Here is a 26,324-nt window from a genome sequence, read left to right on the forward strand (position 1 = left end):
ACCATCGCCGCCGAAGGCGCCCCCGCCGACGTCATGACCGCCGCACTCGTCGAAGACGTCTTCGGCCTCGCCTGCCGCATCATCGACGACCCCGAGACCGGCACCCCCCTCATGATCCCCGCCGCACCCAAAAGGTTCGCCCCGGACCACGCACCCGTCGCCGGCTGACGCGCTCGCAGGGTGGGGTCGTCGGCCCACGCGACCTTGCTTCGCCCCTAACGTCAGACCATGACCGAGACCTCCGCCACCGCGACCTCCGCCACCGAGACATCAACCGCGAACACCACCGCGACCACCGCGACCGCCGCCGCAACTCCCGCCGCGCCCCGCCGTACCGTGACCGCGGCCGTCGTCCAGGCAGCCGCCCCGCACTTCGACACCCCGGCCGCGGTGGCCAGGGCCGAGGAGCTCATCCGCGAGGCCGCCGCCCGGGGGGCCGAGGTCGTCGTCCTCCCCGAGGCGTTCATCGGCGGCTACCCCAAGGGGCTCGACTTCGGCATCACGGTCGGCAGCCGTACCCCCGAGGGCCGCGACCTCTTCCGCCGGTACCACGCCGCCGCCGTCGAACTCCCGGGCCCGGAGACCGAGGCGCTGGGCGCCGTCACCCGGGAACTCGCCTGCCACGCCGTCGTCGGCGCGGTCGAACGCCACGGCGGCACGCTCTACTGCGTCGCGCTCTTCTTCGGCCCCGACGGCTACCTGGGTCTGCACCGCAAGCTCATGCCCACGGCCGCCGAACGCTACCTGTGGGGCCAGGGCGACGGCTCGACCCTGCCCGTCCTCGACTCCGGGAAGGGCCGCCTCGGCGCCGCCATCTGCTGGGAGAACTACATGCCGCTGCTGCGCACCGCGATGTACGCCAAGGGCGTGGACCTGTGGTGTGCGCCGACGGTCGACGACCGCGACGCCTGGCAGGCCACGATGCGGCACATCGCCCTGGAAGGCCGCTGCTTCGTCCTGAGCGCCTGTCAGTACCTGCGCCGCGACGCCCTGCCCGACGACCTCCACCCCGTCCAGGGCGACGCGCCCGACACCGTCCTCATCGGCGGCGGCTCCGTCATCGTCTCCCCGCTCGGCGAGGTCCTCGCGGGCCCGCTGCGCGACGGCGAGGGCATCCTCACCGCCGAACTCGACCTCGACGACCTCGCCCGGGCCCGCTTCGACCTCGACACCACCGGCCACTACGCCCGCCCCGACGTCTTCACCCTCCACGTCGACGAGACGCCCCGCACCACTGTCACCAGCATCACCACCACCACCGGCACCGGCACCGGCACCTGACGGGGTCGTCCGGTCCCGAGCGGTGCCGCATGATCGTTTGTGCGATCATGCGAGGGCCCTGGGGAGGGGCGGGCAGCACGGGGTAAAGGGGTTCAGGCATGAACGGCGGCGGCCAGCGCGACGGTTCGTCGGAGCCGGACGAGGTGTGGGCGGAGTTCCTGCGGACGTCGGGCGACAGCGCGGCCGACGTACCCACGGAGCCCTCGGCACGGGCAAGGGAGGCCGCGGCCCGGGCGCGGGCGGAACCTTCGCAGCCGACACCGTGGCGCGCGCCCACGTCCCCGTACCCTCCCGACCCCTTCGCCGTACGGCCCAGGCCCCGGCGTGGGAAGGGCTGGTACGTGGCGGGCTTGGTGGCCGCGTTGGCGCTGCTGGTCGTGGCGGTGGACCCGGGCGGCTTCATCGGCTGGTCCGACGGCCCGGACCGTGCCGCCACCGCGACCCCGCTCGCGCAGGAGACGGCGCGGCCCGAGCAGGCACCGCCCGCCGACGAGGACGGGCGGGCCACCCTCGCCGAGCCGTTCCGGGGCTCGCCGGCGGCCCGTTGGGCGAACGGCATGGCCGGCATCACCGTCCCCGCCGCCGAGGCCACCGGCTGGATGACGAAGGCGGAGGTGGAGCGCGCGCTCACGGACACCCGTGACTTCCTCGCCGCCGCCGGCCTGGACCCCGCGGTGTTGCGCGGCGGGCGCCCGGAGAAGGCGATCGCCCTGATGAACCCGCACCAGAAGGACGTGACGACCTTCATCTCCACGGCGCTGAGCACCCCCGGCGAGAAACACGACCCGCTGATGCTCTTCAGCCGCTTCGACCCGGCCCAGGCCCGCCTGGTCGGCGACGAGGTCAGGACCCGCGGCCGTCTCACCTATCGCGTGGGGAAGCGGGGCGCGGTCGAGGTGACCGCCGACGTCACCTCCGTCTACCCCGTCGCGCCGGCCGGCGGCGGCGACGAGGTCGTGCGTGTGATCGTGCGGCGGGAGACCGTGGTGAGCTGGGACGACCCGTCGAAGGTCGTCACCGAGAAGGGCACCTTCACCCTCCTGTCGTACAAGCTCGACATGACGAACGGCGGCTGCGGCGCGCCCACCGGCTACTTCCGCCCCGTGTTCGGCGGGGGAGGCACGGACACGGGCACGGACGGCGGGCGCGTGGTCGATCCGTACGACCGGACCGCCCCCATTGGCGAGGGCCAGGCCGGCTGCGGGACCGCGACGCGGTCGTAGCCGGAGCCGTCACCCCAGCCCAGGACGACGAGGCGCGCCCACCCCACCCCACCCCACCCCGCCCCGGCCCGCGCTGGAGGTGTCCGCCCCGGCCAGGGCGGTGCGGGGTCAGAAGTTGCCGTAGTTGACCTGCCAGGTCGGCAGCCCCATGCGGCGCCACACGGCGACCACGCGGTCCCGGTCGTCGAGCGAGACGCGGACCGCGTAGCGGTGGCGCACGTGGGTGTCGAACAGTTCGGCCTTCACGAGGTCGTCGGAGCGGCCGTCGCCGGACGCCCGCATCCACAGCTCGTCGTACGGCACCTCGTACCGCTCCAGCCACGCCTCCGTCAGCGTGCGGTGGTCCTCGCTGCGGCCCGAGAGGAGCACGACGCGGTCCTCGTGCGCGTCACGGAAGGCGCGCAGGGCGTCGCGGACCGGGACGTTGAGCAGGTCGAGGTCGCAGCGGGTGAAGTCGTACGGCCCGCGGTCGCCGCGCAGCGCCAGGGTGCCGTCGATGTCGCACAGGACGGCCGACGGCAGTGCCGGGTCGGGGACGTACGGGGTGACGGCGGGCCGGTCGTTGAGCCAGTCGTCGGTGAGCCGCCAGCCGCCGCGGGTGGCCTTGGCGTGCTTCTCGGCGAGGATGCGGATGATCTCCTCGCCGACGGGCCGCTCGCGGGCCGCGTCGCGGCGGACGCACTCGTCGGTGGGGACGGTGGTGAAGTCGTGCACGACGAAGGTGGCCTCCCGGCCGGCCAGCGCCGCCTTCAGCCGCCGCGGGATGTGCGGCGTGAGGTGGGTGTTGTCGACGACGACGTCGAAGCCGTCGTCGACGGCGGCGCGCACCGCGACGTCCTGGATGTCGAGCACGGTCTGCTCGTGGGCGCGCGAGCGGCGGTCGCCGCTCGGCAGGTCGAGCATGGTGCGCAGGTCGTCGAGGTTGACGCGTCGCATCCGGCCCTCCGATCGCTCCTGGAGGGCGCGGGCGGCGGTCGTCTTGCCGGAGGCCGGCAGTCCGGTCATCACGTGGACCACGGGCACGGTCAGTTCTCCTCGTCGGTGGTGAAGGGGTCGGCGGTCTCCGGGCGCAGGCTACGCCAGACGAACAGGTCGGTGGGGCGCCCGTCCAGACGCAGGAACATGGCCGAGCGCAGCCCCGGGTCGGACAGCTGCTTCGCCGCGCGGGCGAACGCGCCCCGGTCGGCGGCGAGCGGCGCCAGCCCCGCGTACGCCTCGTCGATCGCGCGCTCCCGGGCGGCGTACGCCTCCTCGAGTCCCGCGACGACGGACCGCACCCAGGCGTCGAACTCGTCCGGCACCTGCTCCAGGAGCGCGTCCAGGGGCCGGCCGCCCTGCGAACGGACCCCGCCGAGTTCGGCGACGGACAGGCCGAGGCCCTGCGCGAGGCGCTTGGCGGAGGTGCCGGCGAACCGCTGGACGCCGTGCCCGCGCCAGATGTCCCGCTCGGTGACGCCGGTGAGGACCTTGTGGAGGCGTACGTACTCGGCGAGCTTGGCCTTGGCGCGCACCCCGGAAGCGAAGCGCAGCACGAAGCCCTCGGCGTCGGTGCCGGTGGCGGCGGCGCCGTCGGGCAGCGTGTTGGTCTCGGCCAGCTTGACGAGCGATTCGAGCGGCATGGGCGGGTGGACGGTCACGACCGATCCGACGCCGTTCCACGCCTCCGCCGCCTCGGCGAGGCCCAGCTCCGTGCCATCGGCGCCGAACGCGGCGAGGAGCACGAGGTCGCGGCGGTCGCCGTAGTCCACGACGATACGGTTCTGCGGGTAGACGATCTCCATCAGGTACGTCACCCCGGGCACCAGCCGCGAGGTGTCGGCGCCGTCGAGGCGGCGCTGCGCCCAGGTCGCCTGCGCGCTGATGAAGGAGCCCTTGGAGGCGACCCGCCAGCGGCCCTCGTAGTGGAAGACCAGACCGAGGCTGCCGTCCACCTTCTCGTACACCTCGAACGGCTCGTCGGGCAGCGGGGGAGCGTAGGGGCGGCCGGACTCGTGCTCGGAGACGTTGAAGAACTTCGGCAGGGGCAGGGCGACGATCCGGCCGGTACGGTCGTCGGCGACGAGGCCGCGGCAGCGGGTGGTGACGCTGTTCCAGATGCCTTCGTACTGACAGCTGCGCGTGTACGTGTAGATGGACAGCGGCAGCTCGGGGTGCGACTTGCGGGTCACATGCCCGGCTTCGACCGCCGCCGCCAGCTCCTGGGCCGGCATCAGCGCGTCGAGAGTCAGGTACGCCTGGCTCATGGGTTCCCTCCCGGTTTCGAGGGGGCCCATTCTTCCGCGCGGCCGATGGCTCCGACCAGCGAATTAGCACGGGATCCGGCGGCGGTGCCCACACGCGATGGCCCCGCGTGACGCGGCGTCACCGGACCGGGCCCTGTTCTCGTATGGCTACGGCCAGGTGACGGGTAGTGCTGAGTGACGGCCCTGGAACGGGGTTTCCCCGCACTGATCGTCTCGTCGAGCCGCCGGCGCCGGGGCAGGTGCGGCGACTGGTGGGCAAGGCGGTCAAGGACTCTGCGAAGCGGTCCTGCCGCAGCACGGTGGACCGGCTCAGCCACGCGACCCGCTCGCGCCTGGCGGAATTGATCGCGGACGACGGAACCGAGCAGGGCACGGACGGCGATGCCGACGGCGCGGTGGCCAGGGGTGGGCGGTCGCACTTCACCGGCTTGAAGACGGACCCCGGCGCCCCGGGTCTGGAGAGCCTGCTGGCCGAGGTGAACAAGCTGGAGCGGGTGAGGCGGTTGGAGCTGCCCGCGGACCTGTTTGCGGACGTGTCGGAGAAGCTGGTGGACGCCTGGCGGTCCCGGCATCGAAGGAGTACCCGGCGAACCGGGAGCGGACGAAGCCGCCGCGGCGGCTGACGCTGCCGGCCACGCTGTGCGACGTGCGGCAGACGGAGGTCACCGACTCGCTGGTGGACCTGTTCATCCAGCTCGTGCTGAAGATCAACACCCGTGCGGAGCGGAAGGTCGAGAAGGAGCTCGGGGCGGAGCTGAAGTAGGTCCGCGGCAAACGAGGCCCGCTATAAGGCCCGGGTTCGCACGGTGCTGCGGTCGTCGTACTCGGCGCACTGGCGGCGGATGCTGTCGCCGCTTCTCAAAACGCCGGCGCTGAAGTGCGACAACACCGCCTACCGGCCGGTGATGGACGCCATCGACCTGCTCAAGTGGTTGGTCTTCGCCGACTCGTCGAAGAACCTGACGATCCGGGGCAGGGCTTGCCGCACCGATCCGTTGTGGTCGTGGTCGCCGACGTCGGTCAGCCGAGGTGCGGCGCCGTTCCTCGTCAACTGGTCTGCACAGTACGCCGCGTGACTGAAGTCGACGTCCTTGTCGCCCCGGCCGTGGAAGATCTCCACCGGTACGTTCGGCCGCCAGTCGCATGTGTTGTCCATCGGGTGCAGCTTGTCCTTCAGGACTCCGTCGGGCTTGCGGATCTTGTTCAGGAAGTCCTCGGTGAACAGGTCCTTGGAGGCCGCCGGGAGTTCGCTGACGATCTGCCCGGCGGTGTGATGACCGTCGAAGAGACCCTCCACCTTGGTGTCGTAGGGGGAGCGGAAGACATCGCCGGGTGACGTGTAAAGGCCGTACATCTTGTTCCAGGCGGTGACGAAGTAGGCGAGGTAGATGCCGGATTTGGCGATCTTGTCGTCGGCCGCGGCGGCCTCGAAGGCCGAGAGGTTGAAGGGGCCGCCGACCGGGGCGAGGGCCCCCAGCCGGAAGTAGCGGTCGGCGCCCTCCTGCTGAAGCGCCCGGCCTACCAGCATGGTCGCGGGGCCGCCCTGTGAGAACCCGCTGACCTGAACATTCCGCTTCAGCTCCCGGCCGTTTCGGTGGGCGAAGGTCCGGGCCGCGCGCAGGCCGTCCACCGAGGCCGCGACGGTGGCCCGAGGGTCACCGTACGGGTGGAAGCCTTCGCCCGAGCCGAGGCCCACGTAGTCGGGCGCCGAAACGGCCCGCCCGGTCGAGGCGAACAGCAGGGCGACGAGCCGGTCGTTCGACTTCGGATTCTCCGAGGCGACGTCCTTGCGGTAGACGGTGGTGCCGTGCAGCCAGGAGACGGTGGACAGGTGGCGCGCCCCGTTCTTGGGCAGGACGACGAGCTGGCTCGCGGTCGTGGGGGCGCCTGCGCTGTCGGTGGTGCGGTAGGTGACCCGATAGGCGGTCACGCCGTGACGGACCTGGGACGAGTCGATCTTTCCCCGGAGCTCCCCGGCCACTTCCTCGGCTGTGAGGTCGGCCGCTTGCTCGACGGAGACGACAGCCCCGCCTTGTACCCGCCCACTGTGGGAGCCGGCCGCCGCCGAGACCGGAGTCACCAGGGCGGACACACTGCCGAGGACCGCCGCACCAGCCAGAATCCGGATGCTTGTTCGCCGTAAAGTCATGGATGGATCATGCCCGTCGGCCGCTCCGCTGGGACATGGAGCGACCCCCCGGGCCGCAAGGGGGGAAACCCCCCTCGGGGCCCGTAGGGGATGCCGGAGCGCCCTATCCCTTCGCGGCAGGCCCTGTAATCCCGGCTCGGAGACCGGGGAGCAAGTAACCCGCTGGCGGGTTTCGAATGTTCAGCGACGGCGGCGGACAGCTGGGTCACGCTCGGCGACGTGCGGGCGACCGCGTCGACGCCGAGGCGGGCGTACCGCTCCAGGGAGCGGACGGAGGCGTGGCGGGAGCGGGCCAGCATCGGGGTGGAGGTGCCGTCCTCCGCGTCGTGTGTCAGGGCACTGTGGCGGAGCCGGTGGAGCGTCCAGCCGTCCAGGTCCTCGATGTCGTCGGGTGAGGCGAGGGGGTTGGCCGGCAGCCGGGTGTTCTCCTCGAAGATCTCCTCAGCGCGGCGGTACGAGAGCCGTGCCCGGCCGGTCTCCGGGCACACGTCGAGCGTCGACGTTCCGGCCGGGGCCTTGCGGTCGGTGAGGAACAGCGAGCCGCGAGTGCGGCGGGCGATGAGGCGGGGCAGCAGCTGGGCGGTGCCGGACTGCCAGTGAATCCACTCCGTGGCCCCGCCCTTGGCGGTGATCCTGCCGCGCTTGTCGTGCGGGTAGAGGTCTTCCACGTTGAGGCACAGCACCTCGTCGGCCCGTGCGACCGACTCGTAGAGCATCTTCCACTGCGTCTTCTCCCGCAGGGCGACGTCGAGGCGCCACAGGGCGGCGATCTGGTTCTCCGCCAGGGCCTTGGTGCGGTCCGGCGGTGCCGGCCGCCGCTCGATGCCGATCGTCGGGTCGCCTTCGATCCGGCCCTGGCGCTGCCACCAGCCGATCGCCTGGCGGGTGATGGACAGCTTACGAGAACAAGGCCGACCGCGCGGCCGGGAGGGACGGGCCGAGAGGGGCCCCGCCCGCGAACCGTGCCCCGCCCGCGTACGAGGGCTCACCGCCCGCATACGGCGGGTCTCCACCCGTGCATGACGGGTCCCGGGCAGACATCACCGGGCCCCGGGCAGACATCACCGGGCCCCGGGCAGGCATCACCGGGCCCCGCCCGCGCATGACGGATTCCCGGGCGGGCAGAGGCGGGGGAGAGCCGGTGGTGCGGTGGTAACCGGACTGCCGGCGGACGGGCGTGTCCACCGGCCCAGGGAGGCGATCATGGGGTTTCCGCTGCCCGACACCGTCGAAGAGCTCAAGGCCCTCATCGGAAACGAGGTCTCCAGCCTGAGGTCCGCGGTCCGCCGCACCGCGGACCGGCTCGCCACCCCCACGCCCGGGCCCGAGGTCACCGCACCCGTCCAGACGCTCGCCCCCGCACCCGAACCCCCGCGCGGCGAGACCGACGCGACCTGTCTGTGCGGCACCCACGACCCCGGCGCCTCCGGGACCGGCACCTGCGCCGTCCTCGACGCGATCCCGGCCTCGGCCGTCCTCCTGGAGCCGCTGCGCGACGAGACGGGGGCGGTACGGGACTTCCGCATCGTCGCCGGCAACAGGATCCGCTCCGCCGACTGGCTGGAGGCTCCGGACCGGCAGGTCGGGCAGCGGTTCCTGGAGGCCCGGCCGGGTGCCGCCGCGAGCGGGCTCCTCGCGGGGCTCGCGGATGTCGTCGCGGGCGGCGGGCCACTGGAGAGCCGGGTCGTCGACTACACCGAGCAGCGCCTGGGCCGACTGCACCGCGCTCCGCTCCTGTACTCGGCAGCGCGCTGCGGCGAGCAGGTCCTCGCGACCTGGCGGCCGGTGCAGAGCCAGACCGAACTGATGACGATCGACGCCCAGTACCTCGCCTCCCTCGGCTGGGGCAACTGGGATCTGCTGTCGGGGAAGGTGACCTGGTCGGAGGGGCTGAGCCGGATCTTCCACGCCGAGATCCGGATGCCGTGGACGCTGGACCAGCTCTGCGACGCGCTGCTGCCGGACGACCTCACCGCCTTCTCCGAATTCCTCACCTCCGTCCTCGCCGGGGAGGAGCCCGCCTGGACCCGCATCCGCTTCCGCGTCCTGGGTGAGGTCCGCACGCTCGACCTCCTTGGCCGGCCGGTCGCCGGCACCGACGGGCGACCGTGGGCCGTGAACCTGGTGGCCCGCGACCTCACCCCGCAGATCCGCAGCCGGCGCAGGGTCGCCGAGTCGGAGCGCGAGTCCGACCGGCTCCGGCGCCAGGCGCAGGCCGAGCGGCGGGTGGCCGACGCCCTGCGGGAGGCGCTGCTGCCGACCCACTCCGAGGCCCTGGCCGCGGTCGGCCTGACGGTGGCGGCCTCCTACCGGCCGGCCGAACCGGACGCGGCCGTCGGAGGCGACTGGTACAAGTGCCGGCTGTTGCCCGACGGGCGGGTCCTCGTCGCCATCGGCGACGCCGCGGGCCACGGGCTCGACGCGGTGGCCCGCATGTCGCAGCAGCGGCACGCCCTGGCGGGCCTCGCCCAGACCGGCGCGTCCGCCGGCGAGATCACGACATGGCTCAACGAGCTCCTGTGCGGCGACCCGGCCGAGCAGACGGCCACGGTCGTCACCGGCCACATCGACGAGTCCCGCGAGCTGCGCTGGGCCGACGCCGGCCACCCCGCACCGCTCCTCCTGCGCGGCGGCAGGGCCCGGCCCCTGCGCACCAGCGAACGCGGGCCCCTGCTCGGAGCGCTGCCCGGCTACGCGTACGAGACCACGGCGACGCCGCTGCGCCGGGGCGACGTCCTGCTCTTCTACACCGACGGCATGGTCGAGCGCCGGGGAGAGGACGTCACCCAGGGCATCGACCGCCTCGCCGAACTCCTCACCCGCTGTGCGGACGCGGCACCCCGCGAGCTGGTCGACCGGATCCTCGCCGACCCGGACCAGACCGGCCTGGAGGACGACGCCTGCATGCTGGCCATCCGCCTCGACTGAACGCGCTCGCCCGCGTGGCGGCGGCGAACCGGGGTGCGGAGAATGGGAGGGCGGGGCGGACGGCGTGGGCGGTTCGTGCCGGGGCCGACAGGGATGCAGGTGATCGCGCATGTGCCGATGGCTCGCGTACTGGGGTACGCCCGTGCTGCTCGACACGATCCTGTACAGGCCCGCGCACTCCCTCATCGACCAGAGCCTGCACTCGAAGCTCGGGGTGGAGACCACCAACGGCGACGGCTTCGGGGTGGGTTGGTACTCGGAGCACAACGACACCCCGGCGCTGCTGCGGGAGGTCGGTCCTGCCTGGAGCAACCGCAACCTGCGCGAGCTGGCGGACCACGTCCGGTCGCCGCTGTTCTTCGCCCACATCCGGGCGTCGACCGGGACCGCGGTGCAGCAGTCGAACTGCCACCCCTTCCGGCACGGCCGCTGGATGTTCATGCACAACGGCGCCATCGCCGGCTTCCCGCGCCTGCGGCGTGACCTCATGCTCCTCGTCGACCCGGCGCTCTACGCGGACATCGAGGGCACGACCGACTCCGAGGTGATGTTCTACCTGTCCCTCACGTTCGGCCTCGACCGGGACCCACCCGCCGCCGTCGCCGCGATGGCGGACGTGGTGGAGCGGGTCGGGCGGGCGCACGGGGTGGAGTTCCCGGTCCAGATGACGCTCGCCGTCACCGACGGCGAACGCCTCTGGGCCTTCCGCTACTCCAGCGCGCGGGAGTCCCGCTCGCTCTTCTACAGCAGCCGGGTCGAGGCCCTGCGCAGGCTCCACCCCGACGTCGCCTTCCTGCGGGGCCTGTCCGAGGACTCCCGCCTCGTCGTCTCCGAGCCCCTCGGCGACCTGCCCGGCGCCTGGAACGAGGTGCCGGAGAACAGCTACGGCGTCGTCCAGCCGGGCACCGACGAACTGCACCGCTTCACCCCCGCGCCGCCCTGAGCGTGGCGCGGGGGTGGAGCCAGGTCACGCCTCGGACTTCTTCAGCAGCTCCACCAGGGAGGAGAAGCTGTCCGCCGCGTGACCGGCGTCCATGCCACGCCGGAACAGCTCGACCACCGCGGCCGGCAGCGCGGTGCCGACCCCCGCGTCCGCGTGGGTGTGCAGGACGTGCTCGACGCTGGCCGTCCCCATCGCGAGACGGTCCACGTCGCCGGTGTGCACGCCGGCGTCGACGCGCTCCGCGTAGAAGGAGAAGAAACCCGGGAGCGAGTGCGCGGTCTCCACGGCGTGCGGCAGGATGTCCGCCGCCTTGAGGCCGTTGGCGTCGGCGAGGGCGACGGCCTGCCAGAAGCTCAGCATGGAGGTCCAGAACATCACCATGCCGATCTGGTACATGAGCGCGGCGAGGCCCGGGTCCTCACCCTGGTGGTCGGCACGCCCGGTGATGACCTCCAGCGCGGTCCGGTGCCGGTCGAAGACCTCGCGCGGCCCGCTGTAGAAGGTCGACGACTCCGCCTTGCCGATCCCGGAGGGCGGCACGGTGACGCCGCCGGTCAGCTGGACGGCGCCCCGCTCGGCCGCCCAACGCGCGGCCGCCCTGGCCTTCTCCGGCGTGTCCGAGCTGAGGTTCACCAGGACCCGGCCGGTCAGCGCGGTCTCGGCAGGGGTGAGCGTGGCGTACACGGCGTCGTAGTCGGTGAGGCTGAGCACCACCAGTTCGTTGGCGGCGAGGGCCTTCTCCACGTCCGGCGCGAGGACCGCTCCTCGTGCGACCAGATCGTCCGCGCGGGACGCGGTGCGGTTCCAGACGGTGACGTCGTACCCGCTGTCGAGGAAGGCGCCGGCCATGGCCTGTCCCATGGGGCCGAGGCCGATGACGGTGACGGACCGACGGGGCTGAGGGGTGCTGATACCGGGCATGGGGGATCTCCGTTTCGACTAAAACGATCGCTCTATTTAGCGCGTGGTGAAAACGTAGCACAGCTCTAGAACGAGCGCTCTACTCAATGGCTCGCTACTGTGGGCGCATGCAGACCAGCACACGGGACCGGATCGTCGTCGCCGCAGCGCGCCTCCTCCAGAGACAGGGCTACGTCGGCACCGGAATCAAACAGATCGCCCAGGAGTCCCAGGCCACCCTCGGCTCCGTCTACCACTTCTTCCCCGGCGGCAAGGAAGCCGTCGCGGTCGCCGCGATCCGGCACAGCAGCGCGGAGTTCGCGACCCTCCTGCGGCAGGCACTGGACAGCGAGGACGACCCGGCGGACGCGGTGTCGGCCTGCACCCTTCGACTCGCCGTGGAACTGCGCGAGTCGGGCTGGATCGACGGCTGCCCCGTCACGGCGGCGGCTCTGGAGACCCTCGGCACGGACTCCGAGATCCAGCAGGCGTGCGCCGACGCGCTGCGCGACTGGGAGGGGCTCGTACGCGACAAGCTCCTGCGCTGCGGATGGTCCTCCGAGGACGCCGGCGAACTGGCGGTCACCGTCATTTCCGCCCTGGAGGGCGCCGAGGTCACCGCCCAGGTAAACCGCAGCGAGGAACCGCTCCATGTGACGGGCCGGCAGCTCGCCCGCCTCGTCCGCTCGTACGCGATCGAGGCGGCGCCGGCCGCCTGACGAGGCCCCGGCCGCCTGACGAGGCCCGGCCGGCGAAAGGTGGACGGCGGACGCCGGCCCGGCGGGGGAGTCCCGCCGGGCCGGCGCCTGATGAGGTGACGTCAGCAGGCCGAGACCCGGAGGTGCGAGCCGACCGCGTCGTTGACGAGCTGGCCCTGGCCCACCCCGGGGCTGAAGAACCTCAGCCCGTCTGCGCCGAGGTCGGGGATCGAGTGCCCCTGGTGGAGGCAGACCCAGGAGCCGTTCCAGTCGGGCAGGCGGTAGAGCTTCACGTCCTCGGCGACGCCGGGGTAGCTGTTGTTCCAGACGTCCGAGACCTTGTCCCGGCAGCCGGCCCAGTTGGCGTTCGCCGCGTTCCACCGGCAGTAGAAGCCGCCCGCGCGGGGGTGCTCCCAGGCGTGGAGGTAGCCGTCGGGTGCGGCGGCCGCCGCGGGCACGGCCTGCTCGGACGCGGCGCCGCGGGCGTCGGCGACCGGGGCGGTCAGCAGGGTGAGGGCTCCGACGGCGAGGACCGTCGTGAGGGCACGGACGATGCGCATGGTGTGTCTCCTTCTCGGATGGGTGGTGACGGGAGGGGTGGTGAGGGCCGGGCCGCCCGTCGTGGCGCGGCCGGCCCGCCGCCGGATGCGTCGGCGCACCCGGCGGAGCATGAGGGCCCGTGGTTCAGGCGGGCAGGCCGTCGCCGAGGACGCGGCGGGCGCGCGGCAGCGCCGCCGCCCTCAGCCGGTCCCGGGTCTCGACGTCCGCGCGGTACTCCTCGGCGAGGAGGCCGCCGTGATGGCGGTCGAGCCGGCGTGCGGTCCGGTCCAGCGCCGATTCCCCGGCGCACCGGACCTCCGCCAGCGCGCGTTCGACCTCCCGCTCCTTCGGGAGGGGGCGTACGGGGGAGAGCGCGGAGGCCCGTGCCGCCGCGGGCGTGGCGAAGGCGTGACCGGCGCGGTCCATGCACCGCCGCCAGCTTGTGAGGCTCCGCCGGTACGCGGCGTCGGCCACGACCCGGCTCCGCAGCAGCTGTTCCAGGACGCCGAGCCGGGTCGACGACCGGAACCAGGCGCCGAGGTCCCCGTACAGCCGCCGCTGGGCCTCGGCGACGCAGCCGTGATCGCTGCGACGCACGCTTCCGCCGCCGGGAAGCAGGACGGTCAGCCCCTCCGGCGAGGGCCCGTTGGCGGTGACCAGCGCCTCGGCCCGGCGCTCCGCAGGAAGCGCGGCGAAGTAGGCGCGGTTCGGATCCCGCTGCGCACGGGCCTCCCGCTCCCGCCGCAGCTCGGCGCCATAGCCGTGCCGCCGGGCCCAGGCCGCGTCGTCGACGACGTACGGGAAGAGCCCGGACCCGCTGTCGTCGTCGAGCGGGACCACGCGGTACGTGAACCCGTGCCGGCCCATGCAGTCGCGCAGCAACCGCTGCTCGGCGTCGTGCAGGAGCCGGTCGTCCGCCGTGGCCGCCGCCGTGCCGATGCCACGTACCGGAGGCGGCCGTTCGCCCGCCGACGTCCCGCCGGGCCCCGGCAGGACGGTGGCGAGGAGCGCGACCGCCGTGGCGGAGGTGAGCGCGGCGACGGAGACGAGGAGGGTACGGCGGGTAGGGCGGGTGCGGCGGCTGTCGCGGGGCATGCGGGAGCTCCTGTGGGGGTGGGGTTCGGCGATCCAGGGGCGCGCCGAAGCGAGACGGGGCACACCGGGGGAGGGGAGAGGAGGGCCGGCCGAGGCGCTGCCGTCGAGCGGTGCGGCGGCCGGACAACCGCAGTCTGTCCCCGTCGCCGAACGGGCCGCAAGCGTGTCCCGGGGGTGGCGCGGAAGTCGGGATTCCCACCCCTCTGACCTGCGGGGACACCGCTGTCCCGGGATGCGGGGCACCCGGGACAGGGGGGCGGGAGGGAACGGAGCGGCTGCCGGAGAGTCGGGCCGCCGATCCGGCACGGAGGGGCTGGCGGGGGGCGTCGGCCCCGGTGACGCGGAGGGAGGTGTTCGGACGCTGGCGCGTGGGCGGTGTCTCAAGCGGCTGCTCGGGCGAGGGCGGTGGCTGATGCGGGCGGCTCGGGCGCGCGGTGTCCGGTGCGGGCGCCCGGATGTGGCCGGGTGAGCAGCGGGCGAGGTCGTCGCCCGCCGCCGCGGTGTCCGCCGTGGCGCACAGTGCGGCGGCCCGGGTCGCGGGGGCGCGCCAGCCGGACCAGGCCCGTCGGGCACGGTCGACCACGGCGTCCAGCTCCTCCGGCCGCTGGCCGGGGGAGCCGTGGGGGCGACCGGACGACGGTCAGAGAGACGTCCGCCGCGACGGGCGCGGCGCTCCCGGGCCCGGTGGCCTCCGCCGACTCCGCACCCCGAGCGTCGAGGCCGTGCCGCCCCGCACCCCGAGCGTTTCAGGGGGCCTTCCGGGCCGGCGCAGAGCCGTCAGGGCCTCACGGGGTGGCGCGGAGCCCGCTCCTTCCCGCCTCCGCTCAAGCCCACCTCTGGCGTGCGGACCGGTCGCACGACAGCATCCGCAGTCCCTCGGGGCTGTCGTCCAGGCAGCGGTGGGTCGTGGCGCTGCGCACCTCGTACGACGCGTCGTCCCCCGCGCGGACGCTCCACCGCTGGGAGGCGGCGCGGCCGCACGGCGCCGTGCGCAGGCCGTCGGCGCCGTGCTCCAGACACTCGCCCGTCGCATGGTTGCGGATCCGCGCACCGCCGTCCTCGGTGGTCCGGACGGACCACCGCTGGTACGACATGCCGTTGCAGGCGTAGGAACGCGTCCCCTGGTCGAGGCTGTCGTCGAGGCAGGCTCCGGTCGCGCGGCTCACGAAGATCCTGTCGTCCGGTGTGGCGGCGGGCACGCCGTGCGCGCCGGACGGCGCGGCGTCGCCGGCCCCCGAGGAGGAGGGGCGCAGGAGGAAGACACTCCCGGCGCCGAGGAGCAGCCCGAGTACGCTCCCCGCCACGGCCCAGGCGAGGCGCCCGCCCGGGACGGACGGACGACGGCTCGGGGCGGGCCCGGAGGGCGAGGCGTCCGCCGGATCGGTATCGGCCGTGTGGACCGGAGGCGGCGCCGCGTCGTCACGCGCGGCGGTCTGACCGACCGCCGCCTGCGCGGGCCGGCGCTGGCCCCGGTCGGCCGCCTCCCACAGATGACGGAACTCGACCGGGTCGCCGCCGAGCGCCTTGCACAGCTCGTCGACCGTGGACCACGGCGGGACGGTGCTGCCGCAGAAGTACCGCGACAGGGACGAATCGCTGATGCGCAGGCTCTCTTCGAGCGCGCGGAGAGTGCGCCCGGAGCGCCGCTGGAGGTCGCGCAGCGCGTTCCCCAGCGCCCGGGCCGGCTCCACTTCGTCAGGCCGGTTCGCAGGCATGAGGGCGTCCTTCTCTTCGGGGCCGCACCGGGGGGCGGTCAACCGGCCGCGCGGGCGGGGAACATGCTGTTTCAGCAGCTCAGAACCGTAGGAGTCGGCTGATCATGACGGCAACCGGATCCACTCTCCCGAAGGAGTCCACCCGCCGGCGTTGACGCGACCTTCTGAGTACGCGTACTCACGCGTGCCGGCACGCCGGCTGACAGGGTGGGCCCCATGACGAGCAGCCGGGGGAAGCGGACCGCGTCGCACCTTCTCCTGGTGTGGGCGGTGGCGGCGGGTGTGATGCCGGTGCTGGGCTTCGCACTGGTGATGGGTGCCTGGGGCGGCGGACCCGGCACGGTTGCACTGGTCCTCGCGCTCGGTCTGCCGCTGGCGGTCGCCCTGTTGACCGCGGCGGCGCTTCCGGTGCGGACCGTGGTGCCGCTCTGCGACACCCTTCCGCGGCGACTCGGCTGGGCGGTTCTGGTGCTCGTCCTCGGAACGGCGGGGGCGCTGGCAGGGGTGGCGGCCTACGCCGAGAACGTCGATCTGGGCAGTGCCGGGACCCGGATCGCGCTGACGGGACTGCCGTACGCCGTGGCCGCGGCGCTCTTCGTGCCGGACCGGTGGGTGCGGTCGGGGGCGCTGGCCGTCGTGGCGGCGGCCGTCGCGTACGGCGGCTTCATCGGCCCGGCGCACGCGCGCCAGGACCAGGAGGAGGCGGACGTCGCACGCTACCGACAGCATCCCGAACTGCTCCACCTGGGCACCCCGCCACCCGGCATGGAGGTCGCCCGCGCCACCGTCGGAGCCGCCTCCTTCGCGGTCGACTACCGCCCGGCGGGTCCGGGGGAAGTGCCGGGGTACGTGGGGCTCACCGTGCGGCACCCGCTCACCCCGGCCCCTCGCTGCCCGGAGCCCGCCGAGAAGGACGTGACGTGCGCGGTCGGCGCGCGCGGCGAACTGCGCTTCGTACGCGCCCTCCCCGGCGGCGGCCGGAGCGTGACCCTCGTCCGTCGCCACCTGGACGCGGAGGTCGAGGCCACCAGCCAGTCACTGGACGAGGCCGGGCTGCGCAGCCTCCTGAACTCCCTGCACCCCCTCTCCGACGCGGAGCTGGAGCGGCTGATCCGGGACGCGAGAATCACCCTCGGCCAGTGAGGCGGAGCCGCGCCGACCGTCGCCAAGAATCAGGTGGCCTCTCATCCTCCGCACGTGGCAAGGTGCGGCGGTGAGTACGCCAGAGATCCCCCGCGAGCACGCGGACCGGTGGGAGTTGCACCCCCTCCGCGGAGTCCGTGTCACGCGGATCACCGTGGATGACCGGATCGTCCTCGCCCTCGGCCCCGACTGGGAAGTCGTACTGGAGGCACCCGCCGCTCTCTCGTACGAGACCGCTGACGCGCTCCCGCCCGTGCGCCTTCACCCGGAGTCCCAGGACGTCGCAGAGGCTCTGCCCCTTGTCGGAGCGCGGGTCCTGTCGGCGACGGCGTCCACGTCCGGCACGCTGAGTCTCGTCTTCGACGCCGGTCGCCACCTGACCTGCCCGCCCGACCCGTCCTTCGAGGCGTGGCAGGTCACGGGCCCGTCCGGATGGCGCTTCGTGGCACTCCCCGGCGGCGAACTCGCCGCTTGGTCCGGCCTCGCGACGGAGGAGTCCTAGCCCCGTCCCGGCGGTGCCGGATCCGTCGGGACGGGGCGCCCCCGCTCCCCGGTGGCCTTGGCACCGATCTCGGCGACGAGGTCCGCGACGAGCGTCCTGATCTCGTCGCGGATGGGCCGGACCGCCTCGACCCCCTGGCCGGCCGGGTCCTCGAGGACCCAGTCGAGGTAGGTCTTGCCGGGGAAGTACGGGCAGGCGTCGCCGCAGCCCATGGTGATGATGTAGTCCGATGCCCGGGCCGCCTCGGGGGTGAGGACCTTCGGCTTCTGGCCGGAGATGTCGATGCCGAGCTCGGCCATGGCGGCGACGGCGGCCGGGTTGACCTGGTCGCCCGGGAGGGAACCGGCGGACCGGACCTCGACGCGGTCGCCCGCGAGGTGCCGGAGGAATCCGGCGGCCATCTGGGAACGCCCCGCGTTGTGGACGCAGACGAACAGGACGGACGCGGGCGGGGACTCGGGCATCGGTTCCTCCGTGACGGTCGGGCATCAGCCCGGACTGGCATCACCCTTCACTGATGTGAAAATATCAGCCCATGCTGACGTCAGTCGACACTGAGCTGTTGAAGGTCCTTGCCGATCCGCTGCGGCTCCGGATCGTGACCTTGCTCGCCCGCGAGACCCTGTGCACCACGCATCTGGTCGAGGAGACGGGAGCCAGGCAGACCAACCTGTCCAACCACCTCAGGGTGCTGCGGGAGGCGGGCGTGGTGGAGACGGAGCCGTGCGGCCGGTTCACGTACTACCGGCTGAAGCCCGATGTCCTCGATGCGCTCGCCGGCCAGTTCGCAGGTCTGGCCGCCACCGCCCGCGCCCACGCCGATTCCAAGAGGTCCTGTTGAGCCCCGCCGCCCCCGCGGCTGTCGTCGGAGAATCCTCGGTCGTCGCGAAGCTGTCGACGCTCGACCGGTTCCTCGCCGTCTGGATCCTCCTGGCCATGGGTCTCGGCCTCGGGCTGGGGCGGCTGATCCCCGGCCTGAACGACGCGCTCGCGAAGGTCGAGATCGGCGGGATCTCGCTGCCGATCGCCGTCGGTCTGCTGGTCATGATGTACCCGGTCCTCGCCAAGGTCCGCTACGACAGGCTCGACGCCGTCACCGGCGACCGCCGACTGATGATCTCCTCGCTGGTCATCAACTGGATCGTCGGCCCGGCGGTCATGTTCGCCCTCGCCTGGATCTTCCTGCCGGACCTGCCGGAGTACCGCACCGGTCTGATCATCGTCGGCCTCGCCCGCTGCATCGCCATGGTCATCATCTGGAACGACCTCGCCTGCGGAGACCGCGAGGCCGCCGCCGTCCTCGTCGCCTTGAACTCGGTCTTCCAGGTGATCGCCTTCGGCCTGCTCGGCTGGTTCTATCTCGACATCCTCCCCAGACGGCTCGGCCTCGGGGCCGGCGAGACCCTCGACATCTCCCTGTGGAAGATCGCGCTCAACGTCGTCATCTTCCTCGGTGTCCCGCTGCTGGCCGGCTTCCTGACCCGCCGCATCGGCGAGAAGGGGATGGGCCGGGAGTCGTACGAGGCGAGGTTCCTGCCGAAGATCGGCCCCTGGGCCCTCTACGGCCTGCTGTTCACGATCGTCATCCTCTTCGCCCTCCAGGGAAGGACGATCACCTCGCAGCCCCTCGACGTCGCCCGCATCGCACTGCCCCTCCTGGTCTACTTCGCGATCATGTGGTTCGGCACCTTCGCCCTCGGCAAGGCGATCGGGCTGCGCTACGACCGCACCGCCACGCTCGCCTTCACCGCCGCCGGCAACAACTTCGAGCTCGCCATCGCCGTCGCCATCGCCACTTTCGGTGTCACCAGCGGCCAGGCGCTCTCCGGGGTCGTCGGCCCGCTGATCGAGGTCCCGGTCCTGGTCGCGCTCGTGTACGTGTCGCTGGCCTGGCGCAGGAAGTTCACCCCCGCCCAGCGCGAGCGAGGGAAGCAACGCCGATGAGCAGCCACGAGACCGTGGACGTGGTCGTCATCGGCGGCGGGCAGGCGGGCCTCGCCGCCGGGTACCACCTGCGCCGCGCCGGCCTCGGCTTCGTCGTCCTCGACGCCCAGACTGGTCCGGGCGGTGCCTGGCGGCACACCTGGGACTCCCTCCGGCTCTTCTCCCCGGCCGCGTACTCCTCGCTTCCCGGCCGGCTCATGCCGCCGCAGCCGGGCGAGCCCTACCCGGACGCGGCCCACGTCGTCTCGTACCTCACCGACTACGAGCGGCGGTACGAGCTGCCCGTCGTCCGGCCGGTCCGCGTCGAGGCCGTGCGGAGGGACGGCGCCTTCCTGCGGGTCGAGGCCGACGCCGGTACGTGGCGGGCCCGCGCGGTCGTCAGCGCGACCGGGACCTGGTCGCGGCCCTTCCTCCCGGCGGTGCCGGGGCGCGCGGAGTTCGCCGGCGTGCAGCTCCACTCCGTCGCGTACCGGCGGCCCGAGGACTTCGCCGGACGCAGGGTCGTCGTCGTGGGCGGAGGCAACTCCGCCGCCCAGATCGCCGCCGACCTCGCGTACGGCTCCGCACTGACCTGGGCCACCCCGCGCGAACCCCGCTACCTCGCCGACGACATCGACGGCCGCGCGCTCTTCGACGCGGCGACCGCCCGACGCAGAGCGCTCGACGAGGGCCGGGCCGACGCCGGCGGGGTCGCCTCGCTCGGTGACATCGTCTCCGTCCCGCCCGTCCGCGCGGCCCGCGACGCCGGACTCCTCAGGCCCCGGCCGATGTTCACCCGCCTCACCCCGACCGGGATCGAGTGGGCCGACGGCACCCGGGCGGACGCGGACGCCGTCATCTGGTGCACGGGCTTCCGTCCTGCCCTGGCCCACCTCTCCCCGCTGGGGCTGCGCGGGCCGCGCGGCCGCATCTCCACAGCCGGCACGGAGGCGCTGGGCGAGCCCCGGCTCCACCTCGTCGGCTACGGGGACTGGACCGGTCCCGCGTCCGCCACGCTCATCGGCGTCGGCCGTACGGCCCGGGACGCGGCCCGCCGGATCGGTGGCGGGCCGGCGCGCTGACCCGTCCGGGTGGCGCCGGGCGGCTGCGACGGCACCCGCTCAGATCGCGGCGGCCTTCGTCAGCAGCGCGCCCATCGCGGCGAGGACGGCGGGCTCGACGCGGTAGTACACCCACGTGCCGCGCCGTTCGGAGGAGAGCAGCCCGGCCTCCTTCAGCTTCTTCAGATGGTGCGAGACCGTCGGCTGGGAGACGCCCACGTCGGAGATGTCGCAGACGCACGCCTCGCCGCCCTCGTGCGAGGCCACGGCGGAGAACAGCCGCAGGCGCACCGGGTCGCCCAGGGCCTTGAACATGGCGGCGGTCCGCTCGGCCTCCTCGGCCGTCAGGGGGCGCTCGGTGAGCGGCGGGCAGCAGGGCCCGACGGTCGGCTCCGACAACGGCAGCGCCTTCACATTCGACATCTATCTATGTTTACACATGTCGAAGCAGGAGGGGTGAGGGTGCTGAATCGATGAACGTCTATGTTGACGCCTATCGATATACGGTGCCATGCTGAGGGGGAGAGATCGACGGATGTCGAAACAAAGGGGACCCCGTCATGAACGCTGCCGCCGCGACCGCCTCCGGCCACCTGCCCGTCGTGGTCATCGGTGCCGGACCGACCGGCCTCACCGCTGCCGCGCACCTCGTCGACCGCGGCATCGAGCCCCTGGTCCTGGAGGCCGGGACGCAGGCCGGCGCGGCCGTGCGCGCGTGGGCACACGTGCGGCTCTTCTCCACCTGGGGCGAGGTCACGGACCGGACGGCGGAGAAGCTGCTGGCGCCGACCGGCTGGGCGAAGCCGGACCCGGGGGCGTACCCGACCGGCGGAGACTGGGCCGAGAGGTACCTCCAGCCGCTCGCCGAGGTCCTCGGCGACGCGGTCCGCCTGGGCGCCCGGGTCACCGGCGTCTCACGCTCCGGCCGTGACCGGACCGTCGACGCCGACCGCGGGGCCAAGCCCTTCACCGTGCACGTCGCCCACGCGGACGGGCGCGAGGAGCGGATCCTGGCCCGGGCCGTCATCGACGCCTCCGGCACCTGGTCGACCCCCGGTCCCGCCGGCGGCGACGGGCTGCCCGCCCTCGGCGAGCGGTCTACCGCCGACCGGATCTCGTACCGCGTCCCCGACCTCGGCGACCCCGTCACCCGCGCCCGGTACGCGGGCCGGCGCACCGCCGTCATCGGCTCCGGGGCCTCCGCCTTCACCGCCCTCGCCCTTCTGGCCGAGCTGGCGAAGTCCGGGGACGGCGCCGGAACGCACGCCACCTGGATCCTGCGCCGGGGCATCTCCGGCTCCACCTTCGGCGGTGGCGCCGCCGATCAGCTCCCCGCCCGCGGCGCCCTCGGCCTGGCCGCCAAGGCCGCCGTCGACGAGGGGCACGCGGACGCCGTCACCGGCTTCCGTACGGACGCCGTCGAGTTCGACGCAGGGGGCGGCGGGCTCGTGCTGGTGGCCGAGGACGGCCGCCGCCTCGACCCCGTCGACGAGCTGGTCGCCCTCACCGGCTTCCGCCCCGACCTGACCTTCCTGGAGGAGCTCCGCCTCGGCCTCGACGAGCGCCTTCAGGCGCCGGCCGGACTCGCCCCGCTGATCGACCCCAACCAGCACTCCTGCGGCACCGTCTACCCGCACGGCGTGAAGGAGCTGTCCCACCCCGAAGCGGGCGTCTACCTCGTCGGCATGAAGTCCTACGGCCGAGCGCCGACGTTCCTCGCCCTGACCGGGTACGAGCAGGTCCGTTCCGTCGTCGCCGCCATCGCCGGAGACCACGCGTCCGCCGAGCGCGTCGAGCTGGTCCTGCCGGAGACCGGCGTGTGCGGCGGCGCCGGCCTCTTCGACGAGTCGGCCCGGGAGGGCTCCCCGTCCGACGGTGGCGGCTGCTGCGGCGGCCTCCCGGACCTGCGGCGACCCCTCAGGCCTGCGGCCCCATGATCCGGACCAGCAGGTCGTCCAGGCTGATCAGGCCGGTGAGGGTGCCGTCCTCGTCCCGGACGAGGGCGAGGGAGGCGCGCCGCCGGCGGAGGTGCTCGACGGCCTCGGAGACGGTGGTGCCGGCGGTCAGTTCCGGTACGGGGCGGGCCAGTTCTCCGGCCGTACGGGCGCGGCCGCGGATACGGGCGACGAGGGCGTCGCGCGCGTGCACCGAGCCGAGGAGACGGCTTCCGTCGCGGACGAGGAGGCGGGAGCGGTCGGCGTCGGAGGCGCGGGCGAGGATCGTGTCGAGATCGGCGTCGGCGGGCACGGAGACGATGTCGTCCGCCGGGGTCTGGAGCACGGCGACCGGGGTCTGCGGCTCGGTGAGCGAGCGGGTGATCAGCTGGGAGTCGGTCTTGTTGATGAGGCCGAGGCGCTCGGACTCCGCGACCAGATGGGTCAGCTGCTCGCGGTTGTGGACGGCTGCGAGCTCGTCCCTGGGCTGGACCCGGCACATACGCACGAGTGCGTTGCTGACCTTGTTGAGCACCCAGATCAGGGGGCGTACGACCTTGACCACGGCCCGGAACGGCGGGGTGAGCAGCATCGCCGAGCGCTCGGGATGGGCGATGGCCCAGGACTTCGGCGCCATCTCGCCGAGCACCATGTGGAGGAAGACCACGACGATCATGGCGATCGCGAAGGCGATGGCGTAGCTGAGGGTGCTCGGCAGGCCGAGGTCCACCAGCAGCGGGTCGATGGCGTGGGAGACGGCCGGCTTGGAGATGGCGCCGAGGCCGAGGGTGCAGAGGGTGATGCCGAGCTGGGCGCCGGCCAGCATCAGCGACAGCTCGCGCATGCCCGCGAGGGCGGCCTTGGCGCCGCGCTGTCCGTCCGCGACGGCCTTCTCGATGCGGTGGCGCTTGGCGGCGACGAGCGCGAACTCGGCGGCGACGAAGAAGCCGCTGCCGATGAGGAGCAGGACGGTGATGAACAGGGCCATGGGGAAGCTCATGCCTGGGCCTCCTCGGCGGCGGGCGGAACGTGGGCGATGCGGACGCGTCCGGGGACGTGCCGGTCTAGGCTGAGGACGTCGATCCGGACGTCGTCGACGGTGAGGCCGTCGCCGATGGTCGGGAAGCGGCCGAGGCGGTCGATGATCAGGCCGGCGACGGTGTCGTAGTCGTCGTCGCCGGGCAGCGCGATGCCGGTCGCGTCCTCGATCTCGTCGAGGCGGCGGCCCGCGTCGACCCGCCAGCCGTCGCCGTCCGGGACGGCGAGCGCGACGACCTTGTCGGTCTCGTCGGCGATGTCGCCGACGAGTTCCTCGGCGATGTCCTCGTACGTGACGATGCCGGCGACGCCGCCGTGCTCGTCCAGGACGACGGCGAACTCGTCGTCCGCCTCCCGCATCCGCGCCACCGCCTGGGGCAGCGGCAGCGTGTCGGGCAGCAGCAGGGGAGCGCGGTCGGCCTGTCCGGCGGTGACGGTGTCGAAGCGGTCGGCGGGCAGCCGCGCGAGGTCGCGCACGCCGAGGACGCCGGCGACGTCGTCGGGGTGGTCGCCGAGGACGGGGTAGTTGGAGTGGCCGTGCCGCGCGATGAGCTCGACCGCCTCGGTGAGGGTGGCGTCCTTGCGGACGAAGACGGCGTCGGCGCGCGGCACCATCACCTCGTCCAGGGTCCGCTCCGAGAATTCGAGGGCGTGGTCGAGGAGTTCCGCGGTGTCGGCCGGAAGCTGCCCCTGCTCGTGGGACTCGCCGATCAGATGGCTGAGCTCCTCCAGCGTGGCGCCGTGGTGCAGTTCCTCGACGGGTTCGATGCCGATCTTCCGCAGCAGCTTGTTCGCGGCCCCGTCGAAGACGCGGACGACCGGTCCGACGACCTTCAGGTAGAGGAGGGTGGAGGGCGCCAGCGACTTGGCGAGCCGCTCGGGGACGGCGAGCGCGAGGTTCTTCGGCGCGAGCTCGCCCAGCACCATCTGGAGCACGGTCGCGATCACGAAGGCGAGGACGACCGAGATCGCCGACACCGCGCCGTCCGAGAGGTCCGTCCCGTCCAGCGCGGGCTTGAGCAGGGCGGAGACGGACGGTTCGGCCAGGAAGCCGACGACCAGGCCGGTGACGGTGATGCCGAGCTGGGCTCCGGAGAGCATGAAGGAGAGGCGTTCGAGGACCTTCAGGGCGCGGGCGGCCCGCTTGTCGCCCGCCGCGGCCTCGCGGGCGAGCGCGAGGCGGTCGGCGGCGACGTAGGCGAACTCCTGGGCGACGAAGTACCCGGTGCCGGCGGTCAGGACGAGGACGGCCAGCAGGCCGAGAGCGGCGTTCATCGGCTGCCGCACCCCTGTGCGGTGGCGGTGGACGTCGGACTGGCGGACAAGAAGCGGCTCCTTGCGGAGAGGGCGGGGGAGCCGGCGGCTCCGGCCTCGGTGGAGTCGGTGGAGTCGGTGGAGTCGGTGAAGTCGGTGGAGTTGGCGGGGAAAAGGATCACGAGGATTTCTACATCACTGTAGAGGAAACGTGGACCGGCATCGAGAACCGGGGGCGGGTTCACACGCCGGGGCGGTCGCCGCCCCGGCCCTCCGGGCGGGAACCGGCGCCCGGGGACCTTCCCCCGGCCCCCGGCCGCACCTGCGGGCGTGCGTCGCGGACCCGTGGGGTGCCGGGCGGCCGGGGTCAGGAGCAGCGCCCCGGCGCGCCATGCCGCAGACTCGTACCAAGGGGCTGGTGCGCCTCCGGCACCGGCCGCGGGGAGAGTGGCCGACGTGCTCGATGTCCCGTTCTGGTTGTGGGCGGCGTTCGCCGTGACGGTGGTGGTGTCGCTGACGGTGGACCTGCTGGCCCACCGGAGCGCCCATGTCATCGGCTTCAAGGAGGCGGCCGCCTGGAGCGTCCTGTGGGTGAGCCTCGCCCTCGTCTTCGGCGCCGTGGTCTTCCTCGTCCTCGGCTCGACCGCAGGGACCGAGTACACGACGGCCTGGCTGCTGGAGAAGAGCCTGTCGGTCGACAACCTCTTCGTCTTCGCCGTGATCTTCGGCTATTTCAAGGTCCCCCGCGCCTACCAGCACCGTGTGCTGTTCTTCGGCGTCATCGGGGCCCTGGTCTTCCGCGGCATCTTCCTCTCCCTCGGCGTGGCCGTCGTCAGCCGCTTCACCGCGGTCCTCTTCGTCTTCGCCGCCGTGCTCTTCTACAGCACCTACAAGCTGCTCAAGGACCAGGAGGACACCTTCGACCCGGGCAAGAGCTTCGCCGTGCGGATGCTGAGGAAGGTCATCCCGGTCAGGGACGAGTACGCGGGGGCGAAGTTCTTCGTCAAGGAGGCGGGAAAGCGGGTGGCGACGCCCCTGCTCGCGGTCGTCGCCGCCATCGAGGCGGCCGACCTGATCTTCGCCGTCGACAGCGTCCCCGCGGTCCTCGCCGTCAGCGACGACGCGTTCATCGTCTACACCAGCAACGCCTTCGCCATCCTGGGCCTGCGCGCCCTGTACTTCATGCTCTCCGGCCTGCTGGACCGGTTCCACTACCTCAACACCGGGCTCGCGGTCATCCTCTCCTTCATCGGCGTCAAGCTGATCCTCCAGGCGTCCCACAAGATGATCAGCCCCTCGATCCCGGAGATCCCGTCCCCCGTCAGCCTCGGGGTGATCGCCACCGTGCTCGCGGCCTCCGTCCTCTTCAGCCTGCGCCGCCCGCCGCCCGCGGAGCCGCCTCCGGAAGCGCGCGGGGAGCCGTCTACGGGGTCGCCTGCGGAAGAGCCTCCGGAAGCGCCGCCGGAATCTCCTTCGGGGCCGGAGGAAAGGGAGCCGAAACAGTTTCCTTAACCCCCTCACAGGTCTATCGTTAAAAAATGGGTAAAAAAACACGCGAAGTAGGACAGTCCGGCGCGGTGGCCTGCCCGGTCTGCAAGCAGAACGTCGACACGGTGGTCCAGCGCCGTCACAAGACCCTCGGTCTCTTCGTCCCCGTCTGGGGACCGGGCCCCTGCCACAACCCGGACTGTCCCGAGTACCTGGAGCCCGCCCAGCCGCGCCATCACCCTCAACCGTAGGCGCGTGACGGCGGA

At 72.9% G+C, this 26,324-nt stretch carries 27 protein-coding genes and 1 pseudogene; 15 read left to right on the plus strand and 13 right to left on the minus strand.

Translation table 11 applies throughout. The features are described from left to right. From ACFYT9_RS20720 to ACFYT9_RS20730, 3 genes and pseudogenes are all read left to right on the plus strand, one after another. A pseudogene (locus ACFYT9_RS20720) lies at positions 1-168 on the plus strand (ABC transporter ATP-binding protein); the annotation flags it as partial. Positions 169-228: 60 nt separating this feature from the next. Then, entirely contained in the window at positions 229-1,281 is a 1,053-nt protein-coding gene (locus ACFYT9_RS20725; protein ID WP_389165847.1) for a nitrilase-related carbon-nitrogen hydrolase, read from the plus strand. A 341-nt stretch (positions 1,282-1,622) separates the two neighbouring features. Beyond that, the gene (locus ACFYT9_RS20730; protein WP_389165849.1) at positions 1,623-2,504 is read left to right on the plus strand and encodes a hypothetical protein; all 882 of its coding nucleotides are present in this window, start codon (positions 1,623-1,625) and stop codon (positions 2,502-2,504) included. A gap of 108 nt (positions 2,505-2,612) precedes the next feature. Here the strand turns inward: ACFYT9_RS20730 and ACFYT9_RS20735 are convergent, their stop codons facing one another. Together ACFYT9_RS20735 and ACFYT9_RS20740 are read right to left on the minus strand one after the other, a co-directional pair. Next, positions 2,613-3,527, minus strand: a complete 915-nt coding sequence (locus ACFYT9_RS20735) for an AAA family ATPase (RefSeq protein WP_389165851.1) — start codon at positions 3,525-3,527, stop codon at positions 2,613-2,615. A 2-nt stretch (positions 3,528-3,529) separates the two neighbouring features. Next, positions 3,530-4,747 carry a T4 RnlA family RNA ligase gene (locus ACFYT9_RS20740; RefSeq protein ID WP_389165854.1) on the minus strand — a complete coding sequence of 406 codons (1,218 nt, stop codon included), beginning with the start codon at positions 4,745-4,747 and terminating at the stop codon, positions 3,530-3,532. Between the two features lie 251 nt (positions 4,748-4,998). Between ACFYT9_RS20740 and ACFYT9_RS20745 the strand changes: the two genes are divergently transcribed. Next, the gene (locus ACFYT9_RS20745; protein WP_389165857.1) at positions 4,999-5,370 is read left to right on the plus strand and encodes a hypothetical protein; all 372 of its coding nucleotides are present in this window, start codon (positions 4,999-5,001) and stop codon (positions 5,368-5,370) included. Positions 5,371-5,639: 269 nt separating this feature from the next. On the opposite strand, the gene ACFYT9_RS20750 is transcribed toward ACFYT9_RS20745, so the two are convergent. Together ACFYT9_RS20750 and ACFYT9_RS20755 are read right to left on the minus strand one after the other, a co-directional pair. Beyond that, positions 5,640-6,896: a lipase family protein gene (locus ACFYT9_RS20750; RefSeq protein WP_389165859.1), complete on the minus strand. Its 1,257-nt coding sequence runs from the start codon at positions 6,894-6,896 to the stop codon at positions 5,640-5,642. Next, positions 6,893-7,885 carry a tyrosine-type recombinase/integrase gene (locus ACFYT9_RS20755; protein ID WP_389165861.1) on the minus strand — a complete coding sequence of 331 codons (993 nt, stop codon included), beginning with the start codon at positions 7,883-7,885 and terminating at the stop codon, positions 6,893-6,895. Before ACFYT9_RS20755 ends, ACFYT9_RS20750 begins: the two co-directional genes overlap by 4 nt. 214 nt (positions 7,886-8,099) lie before the next feature. Here ACFYT9_RS20755 and ACFYT9_RS20760 point away from each other — a divergent pair, with 214 nt between their 5' ends. Both ACFYT9_RS20760 and ACFYT9_RS20765 read left to right on the plus strand, forming a co-directional pair. Next, on the plus strand, positions 8,100-9,824 hold the full coding sequence (locus ACFYT9_RS20760) for a PP2C family protein-serine/threonine phosphatase (protein WP_389165864.1): 1,725 nt from the start codon (positions 8,100-8,102) through the stop codon (positions 9,822-9,824). A 109-nt stretch (positions 9,825-9,933) separates the two neighbouring features. Further along, positions 9,934-10,767, plus strand: a complete 834-nt coding sequence (locus ACFYT9_RS20765; RefSeq protein ID WP_376602961.1) for a class II glutamine amidotransferase — start codon at positions 9,934-9,936, stop codon at positions 10,765-10,767. Between the two features lie 24 nt (positions 10,768-10,791). Here ACFYT9_RS20765 and ACFYT9_RS20770 read toward each other — a convergent pair whose 3' ends face one another. After that, the gene (locus tag ACFYT9_RS20770; RefSeq protein ID WP_389165867.1) at positions 10,792-11,688 is read right to left on the minus strand and encodes an NAD(P)-dependent oxidoreductase; all 897 of its coding nucleotides are present in this window, start codon (positions 11,686-11,688) and stop codon (positions 10,792-10,794) included. A 107-nt stretch (positions 11,689-11,795) separates the two neighbouring features. Here ACFYT9_RS20770 and ACFYT9_RS20775 point away from each other — a divergent pair, with 107 nt between their 5' ends. After that, positions 11,796-12,386 carry a TetR/AcrR family transcriptional regulator gene (locus ACFYT9_RS20775; RefSeq protein ID WP_389165869.1) on the plus strand — a complete coding sequence of 197 codons (591 nt, stop codon included), beginning with the start codon at positions 11,796-11,798 and terminating at the stop codon, positions 12,384-12,386. Positions 12,387-12,487: 101 nt separating this feature from the next. On the opposite strand, the gene ACFYT9_RS20780 is transcribed toward ACFYT9_RS20775, so the two are convergent. The 3 genes from ACFYT9_RS20780 to ACFYT9_RS20790 all read right to left on the minus strand — a co-directional run bounded on the left by ACFYT9_RS20780 (position 12,488) and on the right by ACFYT9_RS20790 (position 15,715). Beyond that, a complete protein-coding gene (locus ACFYT9_RS20780; RefSeq protein WP_389165871.1) occupies positions 12,488-12,925 on the minus strand; it encodes a peptidase inhibitor family I36 protein in 438 nt (145 codons plus the stop codon). Between the two features lie 124 nt (positions 12,926-13,049). Then, on the minus strand, positions 13,050-14,000 hold the full coding sequence (locus ACFYT9_RS20785) for a hypothetical protein (RefSeq protein WP_389165875.1): 951 nt from the start codon (positions 13,998-14,000) through the stop codon (positions 13,050-13,052). Positions 14,001-14,824: 824 nt separating this feature from the next. Next, positions 14,825-15,715, minus strand: a complete 891-nt coding sequence (locus tag ACFYT9_RS20790; protein WP_389165878.1) for an RICIN domain-containing protein — start codon at positions 15,713-15,715, stop codon at positions 14,825-14,827. A gap of 216 nt (positions 15,716-15,931) precedes the next feature. On the opposite strand from ACFYT9_RS20790, the gene ACFYT9_RS20795 reads away from it, so the two are divergent. Further along, positions 15,932-16,858: a hypothetical protein gene (locus tag ACFYT9_RS20795; protein WP_389165881.1), complete on the plus strand. Its 927-nt coding sequence runs from the start codon at positions 15,932-15,934 to the stop codon at positions 16,856-16,858. A gap of 70 nt (positions 16,859-16,928) precedes the next feature. Further along, positions 16,929-17,360, plus strand: coding sequence for a DUF6188 family protein (locus ACFYT9_RS20800; RefSeq protein WP_389165884.1), 432 nt, complete (start codon positions 16,929-16,931; stop codon positions 17,358-17,360). Here the strand turns inward: ACFYT9_RS20800 and ACFYT9_RS20805 are convergent. Further along, the gene (locus ACFYT9_RS20805; RefSeq protein WP_389165887.1) at positions 17,357-17,824 is read right to left on the minus strand and encodes an arsenate reductase ArsC; all 468 of its coding nucleotides are present in this window, start codon (positions 17,822-17,824) and stop codon (positions 17,357-17,359) included. The genes ACFYT9_RS20800 and ACFYT9_RS20805 overlap by 4 nt on opposite strands. 71 nt (positions 17,825-17,895) lie before the next feature. Here ACFYT9_RS20805 and ACFYT9_RS20810 point away from each other — a divergent pair, with 71 nt between their 5' ends. The 3 genes from ACFYT9_RS20810 to ACFYT9_RS20820 are packed head-to-tail and all read left to right on the plus strand — an operon-like array spanning position 17,896 to position 20,365. Continuing rightward, a complete protein-coding gene (locus tag ACFYT9_RS20810; protein ID WP_389165890.1) occupies positions 17,896-18,201 on the plus strand; it encodes an ArsR/SmtB family transcription factor in 306 nt (101 codons plus the stop codon). Beyond that, positions 18,198-19,304, plus strand: coding sequence for an ACR3 family arsenite efflux transporter (gene arsB / locus ACFYT9_RS20815; protein ID WP_389165893.1), 1,107 nt, complete (start codon positions 18,198-18,200; stop codon positions 19,302-19,304). The genes ACFYT9_RS20810 and arsB overlap by 4 nt, the downstream gene beginning before the upstream one ends. Then, a complete protein-coding gene (locus ACFYT9_RS20820; protein WP_389165895.1) occupies positions 19,301-20,365 on the plus strand; it encodes an ArsO family NAD(P)H-dependent flavin-containing monooxygenase in 1,065 nt (354 codons plus the stop codon). Before arsB ends, ACFYT9_RS20820 begins: the two co-directional genes overlap by 4 nt. Positions 20,366-20,404: 39 nt before the next feature. Here the strand turns inward: ACFYT9_RS20820 and ACFYT9_RS20825 are convergent, their stop codons facing one another. Beyond that, the gene (locus ACFYT9_RS20825) at positions 20,405-20,767 is read right to left on the minus strand and encodes an ArsR/SmtB family transcription factor (RefSeq protein WP_389165898.1); all 363 of its coding nucleotides are present in this window, start codon (positions 20,765-20,767) and stop codon (positions 20,405-20,407) included. Positions 20,768-20,904: 137 nt separating this feature from the next. Between ACFYT9_RS20825 and ACFYT9_RS20830 the strand changes: the two genes are divergently transcribed. Further along, positions 20,905-22,281: an NAD(P)-binding domain-containing protein gene (locus tag ACFYT9_RS20830; protein WP_389165900.1), complete on the plus strand. Its 1,377-nt coding sequence runs from the start codon at positions 20,905-20,907 to the stop codon at positions 22,279-22,281. Here the strand turns inward: ACFYT9_RS20830 and ACFYT9_RS20835 are convergent. From ACFYT9_RS20835 to ACFYT9_RS20845, 3 genes are read right to left on the minus strand one after another with little or no spacing between them, the layout of a single operon-like run. After that, positions 22,262-23,278: a hemolysin family protein gene (locus tag ACFYT9_RS20835; protein ID WP_389165902.1), complete on the minus strand. Its 1,017-nt coding sequence runs from the start codon at positions 23,276-23,278 to the stop codon at positions 22,262-22,264. The two genes, ACFYT9_RS20830 and ACFYT9_RS20835, sit on opposite strands and share 20 nt — an antisense overlap. Beyond that, positions 23,275-24,591, minus strand: a complete 1,317-nt coding sequence (locus ACFYT9_RS20840; RefSeq protein ID WP_389165904.1) for a hemolysin family protein — start codon at positions 24,589-24,591, stop codon at positions 23,275-23,277. The genes ACFYT9_RS20835 and ACFYT9_RS20840 overlap by 4 nt, the downstream gene beginning before the upstream one ends. Continuing rightward, complete coding sequence (locus ACFYT9_RS20845) at positions 24,588-24,752, minus strand: hypothetical protein (RefSeq protein WP_389165907.1); 165 nt, start codon at positions 24,750-24,752, stop codon at positions 24,588-24,590. Before ACFYT9_RS20845 ends, ACFYT9_RS20840 begins: the two co-directional genes overlap by 4 nt. A 274-nt stretch (positions 24,753-25,026) precedes the next feature. On the opposite strand from ACFYT9_RS20845, the gene ACFYT9_RS20850 reads away from it, so the two are divergent. Together ACFYT9_RS20850 and ACFYT9_RS20855 are read left to right on the plus strand one after the other, a co-directional pair. Next, complete coding sequence (locus ACFYT9_RS20850; protein ID WP_389165910.1) at positions 25,027-26,082, plus strand: TerC family protein; 1,056 nt, start codon at positions 25,027-25,029, stop codon at positions 26,080-26,082. Positions 26,083-26,108: 26 nt separating this feature from the next. After that, positions 26,109-26,309, plus strand: coding sequence for a hypothetical protein (locus ACFYT9_RS20855; RefSeq protein ID WP_389165913.1), 201 nt, complete (start codon positions 26,109-26,111; stop codon positions 26,307-26,309). Positions 26,310-26,324: the final 15 nt, after the last annotated feature.

Source organism: Streptomyces sp. NPDC004435 (genome assembly GCF_042873895.1).
In the GTDB taxonomy this organism is placed as follows: domain Bacteria; phylum Actinomycetota; class Actinomycetes; order Streptomycetales; family Streptomycetaceae; genus Streptomyces.

Coding starts and splice junctions, on each gene's coding strand:
- ACFYT9_RS20770 (WP_389165867.1), bottom strand. CDS start 11,688: ATGCCCGGTATCAGCACCCCTCAGCCCCGTCGGTCCGTCACCGTCATC.
- ACFYT9_RS20810 (WP_389165890.1), top strand. CDS start 17,896: ATGCTGACGTCAGTCGACACTGAGCTGTTGAAGGTCCTTGCCGATCCG.
- ACFYT9_RS20740 (WP_389165854.1), bottom strand. CDS start 4,747: ATGAGCCAGGCGTACCTGACTCTCGACGCGCTGATGCCGGCCCAGGAG.
- ACFYT9_RS20855 (WP_389165913.1), top strand. CDS start 26,109: ATGGGTAAAAAAACACGCGAAGTAGGACAGTCCGGCGCGGTGGCCTGC.
- ACFYT9_RS20780 (WP_389165871.1), bottom strand. CDS start 12,925: ATGCGCATCGTCCGTGCCCTCACGACGGTCCTCGCCGTCGGAGCCCTC.
- ACFYT9_RS20765 (WP_376602961.1), top strand. CDS start 9,934: ATGTGCCGATGGCTCGCGTACTGGGGTACGCCCGTGCTGCTCGACACG.
- ACFYT9_RS20825 (WP_389165898.1), bottom strand. CDS start 20,767: ATGTCGAATGTGAAGGCGCTGCCGTTGTCGGAGCCGACCGTCGGGCCC.
- ACFYT9_RS20840 (WP_389165904.1), bottom strand. CDS start 24,591: ATGAACGCCGCTCTCGGCCTGCTGGCCGTCCTCGTCCTGACCGCCGGC.
- ACFYT9_RS20785 (WP_389165875.1), bottom strand. CDS start 14,000: ATGCCCCGCGACAGCCGCCGCACCCGCCCTACCCGCCGTACCCTCCTC.
- ACFYT9_RS20760 (WP_389165864.1), top strand. CDS start 8,100: ATGGGGTTTCCGCTGCCCGACACCGTCGAAGAGCTCAAGGCCCTCATC.
- ACFYT9_RS20835 (WP_389165902.1), bottom strand. CDS start 23,278: ATGAGCTTCCCCATGGCCCTGTTCATCACCGTCCTGCTCCTCATCGGC.
- ACFYT9_RS20795 (WP_389165881.1), top strand. CDS start 15,932: ATGACGAGCAGCCGGGGGAAGCGGACCGCGTCGCACCTTCTCCTGGTG.
- ACFYT9_RS20775 (WP_389165869.1), top strand. CDS start 11,796: ATGCAGACCAGCACACGGGACCGGATCGTCGTCGCCGCAGCGCGCCTC.
- ACFYT9_RS20830 (WP_389165900.1), top strand. CDS start 20,905: ATGAACGCTGCCGCCGCGACCGCCTCCGGCCACCTGCCCGTCGTGGTC.
- ACFYT9_RS20820 (WP_389165895.1), top strand. CDS start 19,301: ATGAGCAGCCACGAGACCGTGGACGTGGTCGTCATCGGCGGCGGGCAG.
- ACFYT9_RS20790 (WP_389165878.1), bottom strand. CDS start 15,715: ATGCCTGCGAACCGGCCTGACGAAGTGGAGCCGGCCCGGGCGCTGGGG.
- ACFYT9_RS20725 (WP_389165847.1), top strand. CDS start 229: ATGACCGAGACCTCCGCCACCGCGACCTCCGCCACCGAGACATCAACC.
- ACFYT9_RS20805 (WP_389165887.1), bottom strand. CDS start 17,824: ATGCCCGAGTCCCCGCCCGCGTCCGTCCTGTTCGTCTGCGTCCACAAC.
- ACFYT9_RS20750 (WP_389165859.1), bottom strand. CDS start 6,896: ATGACTTTACGGCGAACAAGCATCCGGATTCTGGCTGGTGCGGCGGTC.